Below are 13,786 nucleotides of genomic sequence, written 5' to 3'. Positions count from 1 at the left end.
ATGGAACTTTTGAAATTGGAACATTTGCTGCGGGAAAACCCGTATCCGGGCCGCGGGATTGTGCTTGGGCGCAGCGCGGACGGACGATATGCCGTCGTTGCGTATTTTATCATGGGACGCAGTGAAAACAGCCGCAACCGTGTGTTTGTCGTGGACGGAGAGGGCATCCGCACAGAGGCGTTTGATCCCGCGAAACTAAGCGATCCGTCGCTGATCATCTATGCGCCGGTGCGCGTGCTTGGCGGCGACACCATCGTTACGAACGGCGATCAGACCGATACGATTTACAGCTTCCTGTCCAGCGGCAAGTCGTTCGCAGACGCTCTGCGCACGCGGACTTTTGAACCGGACAAGCCGAACTTTACGCCGCGCATCTCGGGGCTGCTGCACGGATTCGATTATCGCCTGTCGATTCTCAAAAGCGCGGACGGCAATCCGGATTCGACGCGGCGTTATTTCTACCAATATGAGAATCCAATTGCGGGCGAGGGCCATTTCCTGCACACGTACCGCGGCGACGGCAATCCGCTGCCGTCGTTTGAAGGCGAGCCGGAGCGTGTGGAAATAGAGGGCGGTATCGATTCGTTTACAGAATGTCTCTGGGACAGCCTCAATGAGGAAAACAAGGTGTCGCTGTTTGTGCGGTATATCGATGTCGCGGCGGACCGGCATGAGACGCGCATCGTCAACAAAAATAAATAGGAGGAACGTGGTTATGCCTAAGGAACTGGAACTGAAATATGGCTGCAATCCTAACCAGAAGCCGGCGCGCATCTTTATGCAGGAGGGAGAGCTTCCCGTTGAGGTGCTCAATGGGAAACCCGGTTTCATCAACTTTCTCGACGCGCTCAACAGTTGGCAGCTTGTGCGCGAACTGAAGGCCGCGACAGGGCTTGCGGCAGCGGCGTCCTTTAAGCATGTCAGTCCGGCGGGCGCGGCGGTGGGGTTGCCGCTGTCCGAGGTTGAAAAGAAGATTTACTTTGTCGACGACCTGGAGCTTTCGCCGGTCGCCTGCGCTTACGCGCGCGCCCGTGGCGCGGACCGCATGTCGTCCTACGGCGACTGGGCGGCCCTCTCTGATATCTGCGATGCACAGACGGCGCGTCTGCTCGCGCGTGAGGTTTCCGACGGCATCATCGCGCCCGGTTATACGGACGAAGCGCTCCAAATCCTCAAGGGTAAGCGCGGCGGCGGTTACAATATTGTAAGGATCGATCCGGATTATGTCCCTGCGCCTGTGGAGCATAAGGATGTGTTCGGCGTGACGTTTGAGCAGGGTCGCAATGAGCTTGTAATCGACAGGACGCTGCTTGAAAACGTCGTAACAGCACACAAGGAGATTCCGGACAGCGCGCGGCGCGATCTGCTCATCGCGCTGATTACGCTCAAATATACGCAGTCCAACTCTGTCTGCTACGTGAAAAATGGCCAGGCGATCGGCGTCGGCGCGGGCCAGCAAAGCCGTGTGCACTGCACGCGGCTGGCCGGCCAGAAAGCCGACAACTGGTGGTTGCGTCAGCATGAACGCGTGCTTACGCTCCCGTTTAAATCCGATATCCGCCGCCCGGATCGCGATAATACGATCGATGTGTATATCTCTGACGACAGCGACGATGTGCTGGCGGACGGCGCGTGGCAGCATTTCTTCACTGAGCGGCCCGCGCCGCTCACGCGCGAGGAAAAACGCGCGTGGCTTGACCAACTCGACGGTGTTTCACTCGGTTCCGATGCGTTTTTCCCGTTTGGAGACAATATCGAGCGTGCGCGCCGCTCCGGCGTGCGCTATATCGCGCAGCCGGGCGGTTCGATCCGCGATGACAATGTGATCGATGCGTGCGACAAATATGGCATCGCGATGGCGTTTACGGGTATCCGTTTGTTTCATCATTGACGGGAGGGTTTGCGATGAAAATTCTGGTGGTCGGCGGCGGTGGCCGTGAACATGCCCTGATACGCAAGCTACGTGAAAACCCGGCAGTGACGGATATTTATTGTGCGCCGGGCAACGGCGGTATTTCAGCGGACGCCGTCTGCGTGCCTGTCAAGGCGACGGACATTGACGGAATGGTTACGCTGGCAAAGGAGCGCGGCGTCGATTTCTGCGTCGTCACGCCGGACGATCCGCTTGTGCTCGGCATGGTCGACGCGATGAACAAGGCTGGGATCGCGACTTTCGGCCCGAACCGTGCGGCCGCGCGGATTGAAGGCAGCAAGGTGTTCGCAAAGAACCTGATGAAAAAGTACGGTATTCCAACAGCGGATTACCATACGTTTACAAATCCGTCCGAGGCACTCGGATTTGTAACCAGTAAAAATGAATTCCCGGTTGTCATTAAAGCTGACGGATTGGCGCTGGGCAAGGGCGTCGTCATTGCAAACACGCTTGATGAAGCCGCCAGAGCGATCCGTTCCATCATGGAGGATAAAAAATTCGGCGCCTCCGGCAATCAGATTGTCATAGAGGAGTTTCTGACTGGCCCAGAGGTCAGCGTTTTGGCGTTCTGTGACGGCGAAACGGTCGTACCGATGGTTTCCTCCATGGATCATAAGCGTGCATTTGACGGCGACCAGGGTCCGAATACCGGCGGCATGGGGACGGTTGCGCCGAATCTCTGTTACACGCCGGAGATTGCACGGCAATGTATGGAAACCATTTTCCGTCCGACCGTTGACGCAATGAAAGCGGAGGGATGCCCATTCTCCGGCTGCCTGTATTTTGGGCTGATGCTCACACCGAAGGGGCCTGCTGTGATTGAATATAACTGCCGCTTCGGCGATCCGGAGGCTCAGGTTGTCCTGCCGCTTTTAAAGACAGATCTTTTTGATGTGATGCAGGCGATCTGGGAAAAGCGCCTTGGACAGATCGAAGTCCGATTTTCCGACGAGAGCGCGGCCTGTGTCGTATTGGCCAGCGGCGGCTATCCCGCAGGATATGAGACGGGTCTTGTGATCGATGGGCTTAGAGAGGACGGACAGATTGAGGGAGCAACTGTATACCATGCGGGGACAAAGCGCGAGGACGGCATTTACAAAACTGCTGGAGGCCGTGTGCTTGGCGTGACCTGTGTCGCGGCGGACGGTGCGTCCGCGATTGCGGACGCATACCGCGCCGCGGAAAAAATACGTTTTGACGGGATGCATATGCGCCGTGACATCGGCGCCCGCAATCGAATATGAACAATTGAAAAAATCCGGCCGGGCAATGCCCGGCCGGATTTTTAAAAATGGAGGACGGATGACGCGCACGTGCGTTTTCGCATAAACTGGTGTGAGGAGGTGACGCACAATGGCGGAAACAGGAGCGCCTGGCGTCGTCGCCGCGGCCGGGTCAACCGGCGAAATCGCCCAGGAAGCCCAAAACGCTGCAAACAAGCCGCGAAATGCAGGCGGGCTGGCAAACCCGCAGGCGATGAGCGGGCAGGGCGCGCAGTTTGTTTTTGTCGCGGCAACGGTCGCAAATGTACTGTGCGACAACCTGACACAGGTGCAGATCAACCTGCTGGCCAACTTTTTGTCGGTTATTACCACCTGCGTATATGCGATTCTGACGGTTGAAAATCCGACGGACATCATTGAAGCCTGACGCGCCGGCCAGCGGGCGAAAGCCCGCTTACCGGCGCGGTTTTGTGCTTTTGGGTATGGTTGCTTTTAAGGATGTATGCAGATGGAAAATCGCCGGCGGACAGTTGGAGGCTTATCCGGGCCGTGGGGTATTTTGTAGTAGAAAACCGGCGGAAAATATGATATACTGATAGAACATCTCGGATGCCGCCTGCGTGCAGAGGCGGTTTGCGTGAAATATTTTCAGACGGATGCAGTAAAATGCAGGAATTTGATCACTGTATCAATGAGCCGTTTGATGAAAATGGTGGGTTAGAACATGGTTGTGGATGTTGCTGCCGTCGAAAAGGCGCGGCGCGGGGATAAGGACAGTTTCGCGGAGGTCTACCGGCAGATTGCCGACGACCTTTACCGTGTTGCGCTCTATTCTCTCGGCAATTCCCATGATGCGCAGGATGTTGTCAGTGAAACATTTATTGAGGCGTATAAGGGCATCGCAAACCTTCGCGACGAGAACAGCTTCAAGCCATGGATCATGCGGATACTTTCCATCCGCTGCAAGCGTAAAATTGGCCAGTACATATCAGGACGCAACGAATTGGATATTGACGATTTCCTTGACCTTTCCGAGGAAGGGGAGAGCGTCGAGACGCGTTCCACCCAAAAGATGGCGTTGCTTTCTGCTCTGGAGACGCTTTCTCCGCAGGAGCGCCAGATTGTGGCGCTGGCTGTTGTACAGGGGTATACGGTGCGTGAAACAGCTGAAATTCTCGGCGCGCCGCAGGGGACAGTCAGTTCCAAGCTGCATCGGACCCTGAAAAAGCTGCGCGCACAGTTGGAGAAATAATGATTGGGAAGGGAGTGAACGAGCCATGAATTCCGATATGCACAGAGAGATTCAGGAATCGATCGATTTGCTGCGCAGCCAGTTTGACGAACTGAGCAGTGGTATTCGTCTTCCGCATTCTCTCGACGCGGACGTGCTGCGTGAACAGTTAAATCATGTGGTTCCCTTTCCCACATCCACGCATCGAAAACGCCGCTGGCGGGCGGGAGTGAGTATTGCGGCATGTTTTGTTTTGGCGTTGGGCGCGAGTGTGATGCTGTCAAGACAGGGCGGCGATGCCATGTCGCGCCCGGCTGTGCCGCAAAGCGCCGGTGCAGCGGCTCCCGCGGCAGAAGCTGCCTTATTGGATGAGTCTGTGTCGATGGAGGCTGATGCGGGAATTGCGGAATATTCCGTATTTCCGGAAGATCTGGAGGAGGGGATGGACGCAGCGGCTCCAAAGGCTGCGCCAGCCTCGGGGGAAGCGCCCCTTTTGGCGGCGGAGCCGACAGGGTTTGCCGATGCAGCGGCTGATGCGCCTGCTGTGGGCGCCGGCCGTGCGGCGGAGCTTGTTGACAGCGATACCCTGACGGGCGATCTCCTTCCGCTACTGGAGCTTTCCGATGCGTGCGCAGTTCAGACCTATGGTGCTTATGTGCCGGTACAAGCACCGGTTGGAACGGTTTATTCCGATGGAATGGAAAGTGGGAGCGGTGTTTCTGTTCTGTTTTCGCAGCCAGGCGGCAACAAGGAACTGCAAATGAGTGTCACTATTCTGACCGAAGCGGAGCAGGCGTATGTGGTTGATACCTCCCGGCCGGAAACATATGATCTGCGTCTTTATTCCAAGCCATACGCCAATTCGATCCCTGAAAATCTGGCTGAAATCTGTAGAAACGCTACTTTTTCAGCAGAGGATATAACAGAACAGATTTTACAAGCGCGCTTGGTGCCAAGCAGCGAGCCGGGCGACAAAAAGGCTTATTACGGCCACATTGGCGTTTTATACGGGGCGGATATACTTGTCCGCTACAATGTAGTCGATCTTTCACCGCAGGAATTATACAATATTATTGATACAACGAGAAAAGCCGCGGAGTGACTTGCTTTGCGGCTTTTTCTTTTAGGAGGGGGATTGAATGCGGATTCTGGTCGATGCGGATGCTTGCCCTGTTAAAGCTATCATCACGCGCCTTGCAAGGCAGCGCAAAATCGCCGTAGTGATGGTGCTGGATTCGAGCCATGTGTTCAGCGACGGTTATAGTCAAGTGGTCACTGTTGATACAGGACGCGACAGCGCGGATTATTATTTGGCCAACCTCATGCGTGCCGGTGATATCGTTGTGACACAGGATTACGGCGTTGCCGCAATGGCGCTTGGCAGAGGGGCGCATGCGATTAACCAGGACGGTTTGGTCTACAGCGCTGATAATATGGATCGCCTGTTGTTTGAACGCCACATCGGGCAGAAGGTACGGCGCGCTGGCGGGCGTACACGCGGGGTCAAAAAAAGGACGGAGGAAATGGATATGCGATTCGAGAAAGCGCTCAAAGAGATGCTTCAATGCAATCAGGAGGGAGTGGAGAAATGAAGCAGTTTATCACAGCCATGTTGATAGCTTGCCTGCTCTGCTCCTGCGCGCCGCGCACCGCCACGCCGCAGGACACGGGTACAGGTTTGGAACAGTCCGCCATGCCGGATCAGCTTACCGTTTCCTCAGCTCCCTCAGCGGCCATGCCAGACGAGACGCTTTTGGCACAGACTCCGGAAACGGACTGGATTGAGGCGGTGTCCCCGGATGGAGCGGTACAAACGCGTTTACGTCTGCGCGAGCCGTCAGAGCGTCCGTTCGCTGTGTCATCCGTGGTATGGAATGAAGAAAAGGAACAGTTTGCAGCGATTTATAATTGCTCGGCGTACCGGGGCGAATATCCATGGCAGACATATCGTGAGGACGCTTGGGTAGAGGTGCAGACATTCGATCGGAATGGAACGCCTTTGCGCCGGATCAGGACAGACGTTTTGCCCATGACCGATTCCATGGAGGGAGAGGTGCTCGATTATGCGCCGTGCGCCTATCAGGGGGATTGGATTTCGTTCCATGCAGGGGATTTGTGGCCCGCCTATATATTTATCAATGATGAAACCGGAGAGGTACGGTCGGAACCTGCGCAGCGCGTCTGTATGGACGGGGCGTTTTTCGCGCTGTATGATTATGAACCGGAACGTGCCGTCCGGCTTGTAAGAGAGGGGGAGGTCCTGAAGACGGTTTTGTTGCCTAAGCTTGGCACCGGGCTTGGAATGCGGTTGGACAATGTCGCGCGCGACGGCGGCGACCCAATTGCTTTTATGCTGGATGCGCAGGCGCAGACTGCCAGTATAGATGCGGAGACGACGTCTGTTTTGATCGACTTTGAAGCAGGGAGCGCGAGCCTGAAGCGCCAGTATACGCATGATCGGTTGGAAGAACAGCTCGCACAAAGCGCCGACGGGCAGAAAATTTTATGGAGCGCGCAAACCGGCGGCGCTGGAGATGGGTTTTGGAGCGAGTTGGTGCTTGAAGACGCTGCCACTGGGACGCTGACATATTTAAGCGATGAAGACGGGCTGGCAATTCCGGAATTTGGTCCGGGCCATCTGTTTTTGGTCAACCGGCTTGGTTCCATGACGGTTTATGACGCTGATACAGCAGCGCCGGCCGCGGAGCAGCTTGCATTTGATTATGGGGATACGCCCAATGAACCCGATTGGTTCACGCTCGGCTGCTCATGGGATACGGACAATCAAAGATGGATAGTGGCTTACCGCGTAGGCGGTTGGGGTGAAAGCGGTTCGTTTGATGAGCAAACGCCTCTGTTGATCGATATATTTGATGCGCAGGGACAGAAGCAGCGCACGGTGGAAACAGGGGTGGAAATTCCGTTTTCCCATAAGAATTATGCGGTGATGGTCCAATTGTTTCCAGAGGGGGATGGTGTCAGAATCTATGAGCCAGTCTCCGGGCTTTCAAGTGTTGTTGCTTTGGAGCTACAGGAGGGGGCCTCTTGATTTTTGAGCCGCTTGGAAGATATTCTGCGCCGCCGGGGTATCGAGGTGCCGGGGATACCAGCGAGAAGATTCTGACGCTTGCGGTGGTACGGCAAGGACCGGATGTCATCGGAAAAAGCGTCAGCGACCGGATGCTTCCGCATAACTGCCCGCCAGTTGCGATGCGGTGCGGCGGACGTGAGCTGGTTTCGCGCGGGGATACCATGATTATGGCGGGCGGCATGTTGGTAGCGCTGGCCAATGCCGGAGATCACGCCGGGATGAAAGAGCAGCTGCAGAGCTGCTGCTCGTAATTTCAAATAATTGCTTGACAGATTGTGCAGGTTTGCTATAATAAAGAAAACCAATTGTGGTTTAAGGGGAATCGCAATGAACCATGTCATCGATAAACAGAATCGATTTTACAGCTTTCAGGGCCAGGGCTATTTCTTTAGCGCCGGCTTTTTTTGCTGTGAAAATCGGATTGTGTTTGATGAGTAGTGTGGTTGTTTTGCGGCCTTTTTAAGCAGAAATGCAAGAGAACTCATTGACGCAATGGGTTCTCTTTTTTGTTGCAGAAAACAGGACCCGCTGCGATCTTAGTCAGGGAGGAAACAGATATGATTGTTATTATGAAACGCGGCACGCCGCAAAAGGAGATTGACAGCCTCACCGATGCGTTGATTGCAAAGGGTGTCGAAGTGAATCCCGTGATCGGCAAGGACTTGATTATTCTTGGTCTTGTCGGCGATACGAGCAAGATTGATGACACCTGGATTGAGGCCAACCGCAGCGTTGAGCGTGTGATGCATGTCGCTGAACCGTTCAAAAAGGCCAATAAGATGTTCCACCCGGACCCATCAATGATCACTGTCAACGGCAATCCAATTGGAGGCAGACGGATTGCAATCATTGCCGGTCCCTGCTCGGTGGAGAGCGAAGCGCAGATCTGCGGGATCGCCGGGGAGGTTAAAAAGGCTGGTGCGATGTTTTTGCGCGGCGGCGCGTTCAAGCCGCGCACATCGCCGTATGCCTTCCAGGGACTGAAATACGACGGGCTTGAGCTGCTCAAAGAGGCGCGCGTCAAGACAGGGCTTCCGATTGTGACGGAAATCATGTCGCCATACGACATCGAAATTTTTGTCCGGGATGTCGATATCATCCAGGTCGGCGCCCGCAACATGCAGAATTTCGAGCTGCTCAAGGAGCTTGGCCATACACATAAGCCGATCCTGCTCAAACGCGGTCTTTCCGCTACCATTGAGGAGTGGCTGATGAGCGCGGAATACATCATGTCCGGCGGCAATGAGAACGTGATCCTGTGCGAGCGCGGTATCCGCACCTTTGAAACATATACGCGCAATACGCTCGATTTGTCGGCGGTTCCGGCGATTAAAAAGCTCAGCCACCTGCCTGTGATCGTTGATCCGAGCCATGCGACGGGAAAATGGTGGATGGTCGAGCCGATGGCGAAAGCCGCCGTCGCGGTCGGTACGGACGGCTTGATTATTGAGGTGCATAACGATCCGGCCAACGCGCTTTGCGACGGACAGCAGTCGATCAAACCGGCCGTATTCGATGAACTGATGCGTGAATTGCGTGCGATCGCGGCGGCGGTCGGACGCGAGCTTTGATCGGGGCAGGTGTCGGTATGGATGATTTGACACGATACCGCGCTGAAATCGATGAGATCGACGCGCAGCTGATGTTGCTGTTTGAACGGCGCATGGACGTTGTACGGCAGGTAGCGCTGTATAAGAAGACACGCGGGATGCCTGTGTTTCAGGCGGGACGCGAACAGGAGGTTCTGGAAAAAGCAGCCGCCCGCCTTGTCAACAAAGATTACGTCGATGAAGCGACACGTTTTATGAATGCCGTCATGGCGATCAGCCGCGCGGCGCAGCGGCGTGACATCGGTGCATTGGAGTTTCCGCGCCGCTCGCATACGCTTGGCGGGCCTGTCGCATTTTACGGCGCGCCGGGCGCATTCACGGAGCAGGCGTTGATTGATTATTTTGGTGATGGTCGTGAAAGCCTACCCAGCCAGGAATTTGAGGATGTTTTTTCCGCGCTGAAGGATGGGCGCGCCGACTATGGCGTTCTGCCGATTGAAAATTCTTCGACAGGCGCGATTACACAGGTTTATGACCTGCTGGGGAGCTATGGCTTTTTCATCGTTGGAGAGCGCCGCCTGCGCATCAGTCAAAATCTGGTCGGTACGGCGGGCGCATCGCTTGAGACGGTACGTGCCGTTTATTCTCACGAACAGGGGTTCGAACAGGCGAGCGCATTTCTTGCGCAGCATCCGGCCTGGGAGCATGTGCCTTATTACAGCACTTCGCGCAGCGCGCGGCACGTCGCGCGCGCAAACGACCCGGCGCTGGCTGCGATTGCAAGCGCGCGTGCGGCGGCGCTTTACGGTCTGGAGGTGATTGCTCCGGATATCCAGAACAATCAAAACAATTCGACCCGGTTTATTGTGATCGCACGCGAGATGGAGCCTGAAGGAGCAGACAAGGTAAGCCTTGCTTTTACGCTTGATAACGAATCCGGCACGCTTTACAATACGCTTCGCCACTTTACCGAACGACACATCAACCTTGTTAAGATCGAATCGCGTCCAATCCCGGAAATTCTGTGGAACTATCGGTTTTATCTCGACTTTGAAGGCGACATCGGGCATGCGGATGTGCGCGATGTGCTCGCGGATATCTCGCGCGGCGCGCGCGATTTCCTGTTGCTTGGCGCTTACCGCAGCGATACGCGCCCGCTTTGAAAGATGCAACGGTTTTATCTACAACAGGCTCCTGCCGGCCCGGCAGGAGCCTGTTGTCCTGTGAGGCGTCGGGCATTTTAAGCGCGCTGCCGCGCATATGATATTTTGAAGGCACGGCCTTCGGCGTTTATTGTGCGGCGCATTGACGTAGAAAACGCGCGCCGGTATAATAAAATCAGGCGCGGCGTGGGAGGAGCGGCATGGTACAGTGGATCGCAAAGGTCAACGAATGGGTTGGCGGCCTTGTATGGGGACCTGCAATGATCGTCCTGATGCTGTTGGCAGGCGCATACTTTACAGTCGGAACAGGTTTTTTCCAGTTTCGAAGGTTCGGCCTGTGGATACGCTCCACGCTTGGCGCGATTGTACGCGGCGGGCAGGTGCATGATCGCGATCCCCATGCAATTTCCCAGTTTCAGGCGCTTTCAACAGCGCTTGCAGGGACCATTGGCACGGGGAACATTGTCGGCGTGGCGACAGCGATTGTCGCCGGCGGCACGGGCGCTGTCTTTTGGATGTGGGTGTCGGCGCTGCTCGGTATGATGACAAAATATGCTGAAAATGTTCTTGGGAACCTCTACCGTTACCGCAATCAGGCAGGCGACTGGGTGGGCGGCCCAATGGTATATATAGAACGCGGCCTGCATTGGAAATGGCTGGCGGTACTGTTCGCGCTGTTTTGTGCGGCGGCGTCCTTTGGTATCGGGAATATGACGCAGGCCAATTCGATCGCGGGGGCGCTCTCCGACGTGTTTCGGATCGCGCCGGCCGCGGCGGGCGTTGCGGTCGCCACTGTTTCCGGCGTCGTAATTCTTGGCGGCGTGCGGCGTGTTGCAGCGGTGACAGAGCGTCTCGTGCCGTTTATGGCGCTGTTTTATACAGTCGGGGGGCTTGTGATTATCTTCCTCAATCGCGCGCAGATACCGGACGCGTTCACCTCCATCTTCCGGGAGGCGTTCAGCCTGCGGGCGGCGGGCGGCGGCGCGGCTGGGACTGTAATGGCGAACGCGGTCCGTTTCGGCGTGGCGCGCGGCGTCTTTACGAACGAGGCGGGGCTTGGCAGCTCGGTGATCATCAATTCCGCATCGAATGTCAAGGAGCCGGTTCAGCAGGGGATGTGGGGAATTTTCGAGGTGTTTTTCGATACGATTGTGATGTGCACGATTACGGCGCTTGTGCTCCTGACCTCCGGGGCGCATCTTGGTGGAGGCGACGGCGCTCAGCTGGCCGTTGCAGCGTTTTCGTCGGGTTTCGGGCGGTTTGGCGGCGCCTTCATATCGATTGCGGTCTGCTGTTTTGCATTCGCAACCATTTTAGGCTGGTCATGTTATGGCGGCCGCGCGGTCGAATACCTGTTCGGCAGGCGTGCGCTGACGCCGTATAAGCTTCTGTTTATCGTAATGACATGGGTCGGCTGCACGGGCAGTCTCAAGCTTGTTTGGAGTGTCTCGGATACCTTCAACGGTCTAATGGCGATCCCGAACCTGATTGCAGTCGTCTTGCTTTCCAGAGAAGTATTTCAGGCGACGCGCGCTTATCTGGCGCGAAAAAGAAAGGGACGGTTAAATGGGATACGACATCATTTTACTCGACGCGGATGAAACCCTGTTCGATTATATCCGGGCGGAACGCGTAGCACTGGAACATACCTGCGAGGCGTTCGGCGCGCCGTTTGACAGCCGGGTGCTTGAACAGTACCATCAAATCAACGACGCGCTTTGGAAACAGTTTGAGCAGGGCGCTGTCACTCAGGACGCGCTGCGCGTGCGCCGGTTTGAAAGCTTGTTTGCGTTTCTTGGCATCCATGCCGATTGCACGCGTGTCAACCGTTTTTATACGCGCGCGCTCGGGGAAGGGGCCTTTTTAACGGATGGGGCGGAGGACTTTTGCCGGACGCTGTCGGCAAAGCGGCCGCTGTATATCGTCACAAACGGCGTGGCCGAAGTACAGCGGTCGCGCCTTGCACGCGCATCGATTGCGCCCTATATCCGGGACATCTTCATTTCCCAGGAAATCGGCGCGCCCAAGCCGCGCGCTCAATTTTTCGACCATGTATTTGCGGCGCTTGGCAATCCTTCGCGCGCGCGTGTGATCATCATGGGCGATTCGCTGACCTCGGATATGGCCGGCGGAAAAAACGCCGGCGTCGCAACATGCTGGTTTGCGCCGGACGACGCGGTTGATACAGTTGGATGTGATTACCGCGTGAGCCGTCTTGCCGACTTTCTGCCGATCGCGCTCGGCGCATAAATCAGCGCGAAACAAAAAGAGGGCCTGCTTGCAGGCCCTCTTTTCATGCTTATTTCAGATCGTCAAGCGATACAATCGGCTTTGCTGTAAAGACATACCGGCCAAGTTTATCGACACGGGCGATAAAAGCGCCGCGTCCATTTGAATCCTCTCCATAGGTAAAACGGTTCGTCACATCCTGGAGATCACCGGTTTCCGTCACCTCATAGATATGCACATCGCCGTGCGGGATTGTTTCGCCTCCATCGTAGGTGAGAAAGGGATTTGTCAGCGTCAATGCCGCGCCGTTGACAGACGGATAGTTTGAAAAGAAACGCGTATAGTATTCTCCAAGCGGCGCGGTGCGGTCGCGGCCGGTGTCGGAACGGCGCGTGGACAGTTTCGACATATAGGTGTAGTCGCCCCCGTTCAGCTCCGCGACGATGATATCGGAGTCCTCCCAGGTATAGTCGCTTTCGCCATCCTTGCTGGGATAGAGGAATACGTCCTCGGCGCCGACCGCGTAAGGGCCCTCCTTGAGGGAGACAACATCGCCATACCAGTCGGGAAGGGGTTTCAGATAGCTGCTGACCGATAGATCGTCACCAGTGATATCCGCGCGGTAGTTGAGCACGATTTTTGCGCCGCGGCTTACATCGAGCGTTTGAGCGGCGCCGGCGTTCTTCCCGGTCGTCACAACCGGCAGTTCAATATCTTTCTGCGCTGTGTAGGTTACAGTAAAGCCGACCGTCACCCCCTCGTCAACGAGGTAATCCTTAAGTGTTATGACGAACGCCGCGCCGGAGCCGACGATTTCGCCGCCGGCTGCCTTGATCCGCTCCACGGACATTGGGCCGACCGTTGTTTTGATGGCGCGGGTAAACACGCTGCTGTCGTTAAACGACGAACTGTCGGTCACGCGGTAGAGGTTGCCGGCGTCGTCGTAAACGCGTTCACAGGCCGCGACCGTGACGGTGTTGCCATACGTTTTATAACGGCCGGTCGGGTCGGTGCGGACCGGCTCATAGCCGCAGACCTTTGCGCCGACAGAGGCTTCGGATTGCTCAGAGAGGGTATGCGCCCTTTCGGCGGCAAACGCTGGAACACAGAGCGCGCAGGCGCAGACAAGCGCCACTATGCGGGCGGAAAATTTTTGTTTCATAAGCAGCCCTTTCTTATCGATATATTCTGTGCTTTGACTACTTCTAACTATAGCTCCAAAATCATCCATCCGTCAACCGGATTTGCGAAAAGTTAAAAAACCTTTAAAATATTGACGTTTTGATTATGTGAAAAACAACCCAAATACAATGGAAAATAAGCGCCGGAGTCTGTTTTAAAGTTTACAAATTAGACTTGATTTTTC

General features: G+C 55.8%; 14 protein-coding genes. 13 read left to right on the top strand and 1 reads right to left on the bottom strand.

The window, feature by feature from the left end:
* The 13 genes from FMM72_RS06480 to FMM72_RS06420 all read left to right on the top strand — a co-directional run bounded on the left by FMM72_RS06480 (position 1) and on the right by FMM72_RS06420 (position 12,441).
* On the top strand, positions 1-702 hold the full coding sequence (locus FMM72_RS06480; RefSeq protein ID WP_162220918.1) for an IMP cyclohydrolase: 702 nt from the start codon (positions 1-3) through the stop codon (positions 700-702).
* Entirely contained in the window at positions 671-1,891 is a 1,221-nt protein-coding gene (locus FMM72_RS06475; RefSeq protein WP_257432029.1) for a phosphoribosylaminoimidazolecarboxamide formyltransferase, read from the top strand. The genes FMM72_RS06480 and FMM72_RS06475 overlap by 32 nt, the downstream gene beginning before the upstream one ends.
* A gap of 14 nt (positions 1,892-1,905) precedes the next feature.
* Entirely contained in the window at positions 1,906-3,177 is a 1,272-nt protein-coding gene (gene purD / locus FMM72_RS06470; protein WP_162220917.1) for a phosphoribosylamine--glycine ligase, read from the top strand.
* A 109-nt stretch (positions 3,178-3,286) separates the two neighbouring features.
* Complete coding sequence (locus tag FMM72_RS06465; RefSeq protein ID WP_160209822.1) at positions 3,287-3,583, top strand: hypothetical protein; 297 nt, start codon at positions 3,287-3,289, stop codon at positions 3,581-3,583.
* Between the two features lie 297 nt (positions 3,584-3,880).
* Positions 3,881-4,408, top strand: coding sequence for an RNA polymerase sigma factor (locus FMM72_RS06460; protein ID WP_160209821.1), 528 nt, complete (start codon positions 3,881-3,883; stop codon positions 4,406-4,408).
* 25 nt (positions 4,409-4,433) lie between these two features.
* Positions 4,434-5,489 (top strand): hypothetical protein, encoded by a 1,056-nt coding sequence (locus FMM72_RS06455; protein WP_162220916.1) that lies wholly within the window; start codon positions 4,434-4,436, stop codon positions 5,487-5,489.
* Positions 5,490-5,526: 37 nt separating this feature from the next.
* A complete protein-coding gene (locus FMM72_RS06450) occupies positions 5,527-5,979 on the top strand; it encodes a YaiI/YqxD family protein (protein WP_162220915.1) in 453 nt (150 codons plus the stop codon).
* Positions 5,976-7,436 (top strand): hypothetical protein, encoded by a 1,461-nt coding sequence (locus FMM72_RS06445; RefSeq protein ID WP_162220914.1) that lies wholly within the window; start codon positions 5,976-5,978, stop codon positions 7,434-7,436. Before FMM72_RS06450 ends, FMM72_RS06445 begins: the two co-directional genes overlap by 4 nt.
* A complete protein-coding gene (locus FMM72_RS06440) occupies positions 7,433-7,729 on the top strand; it encodes a hypothetical protein (RefSeq protein WP_162220913.1) in 297 nt (98 codons plus the stop codon). Before FMM72_RS06445 ends, FMM72_RS06440 begins: the two co-directional genes overlap by 4 nt.
* A gap of 306 nt (positions 7,730-8,035) precedes the next feature.
* Entirely contained in the window at positions 8,036-9,049 is a 1,014-nt protein-coding gene (aroF, locus tag FMM72_RS06435) for a 3-deoxy-7-phosphoheptulonate synthase (protein WP_162220912.1), read from the top strand.
* A 17-nt stretch (positions 9,050-9,066) separates the two neighbouring features.
* Entirely contained in the window at positions 9,067-10,191 is a 1,125-nt protein-coding gene (gene pheA, locus FMM72_RS06430; RefSeq protein WP_160209815.1) for a prephenate dehydratase, read from the top strand.
* A 200-nt stretch (positions 10,192-10,391) separates the two neighbouring features.
* Complete coding sequence (locus tag FMM72_RS06425; RefSeq protein WP_160209814.1) at positions 10,392-11,792, top strand: alanine/glycine:cation symporter family protein; 1,401 nt, start codon at positions 10,392-10,394, stop codon at positions 11,790-11,792.
* Entirely contained in the window at positions 11,758-12,441 is a 684-nt protein-coding gene (locus tag FMM72_RS06420; protein WP_162220911.1) for a YjjG family noncanonical pyrimidine nucleotidase, read from the top strand. Before FMM72_RS06425 ends, FMM72_RS06420 begins: the two co-directional genes overlap by 35 nt.
* A 49-nt stretch (positions 12,442-12,490) precedes the next feature.
* Here the strand turns inward: FMM72_RS06420 and FMM72_RS06415 are convergent, their stop codons facing one another.
* Positions 12,491-13,582 (bottom strand): hypothetical protein, encoded by a 1,092-nt coding sequence (locus tag FMM72_RS06415; RefSeq protein ID WP_162220910.1) that lies wholly within the window; start codon positions 13,580-13,582, stop codon positions 12,491-12,493.
* Positions 13,583-13,786 lie beyond the last annotated feature (204 nt).

The organism is Anaerotruncus colihominis (genome assembly GCF_010206195.1).
Lineage (GTDB): Bacteria > Bacillota > Clostridia > Oscillospirales > Ruminococcaceae > Anaerotruncus > Anaerotruncus colihominis_A.
The sequence above is the reverse complement of the archived record's forward strand: the minus strand, read 5'-3'. Positions and strand labels throughout refer to the sequence as shown.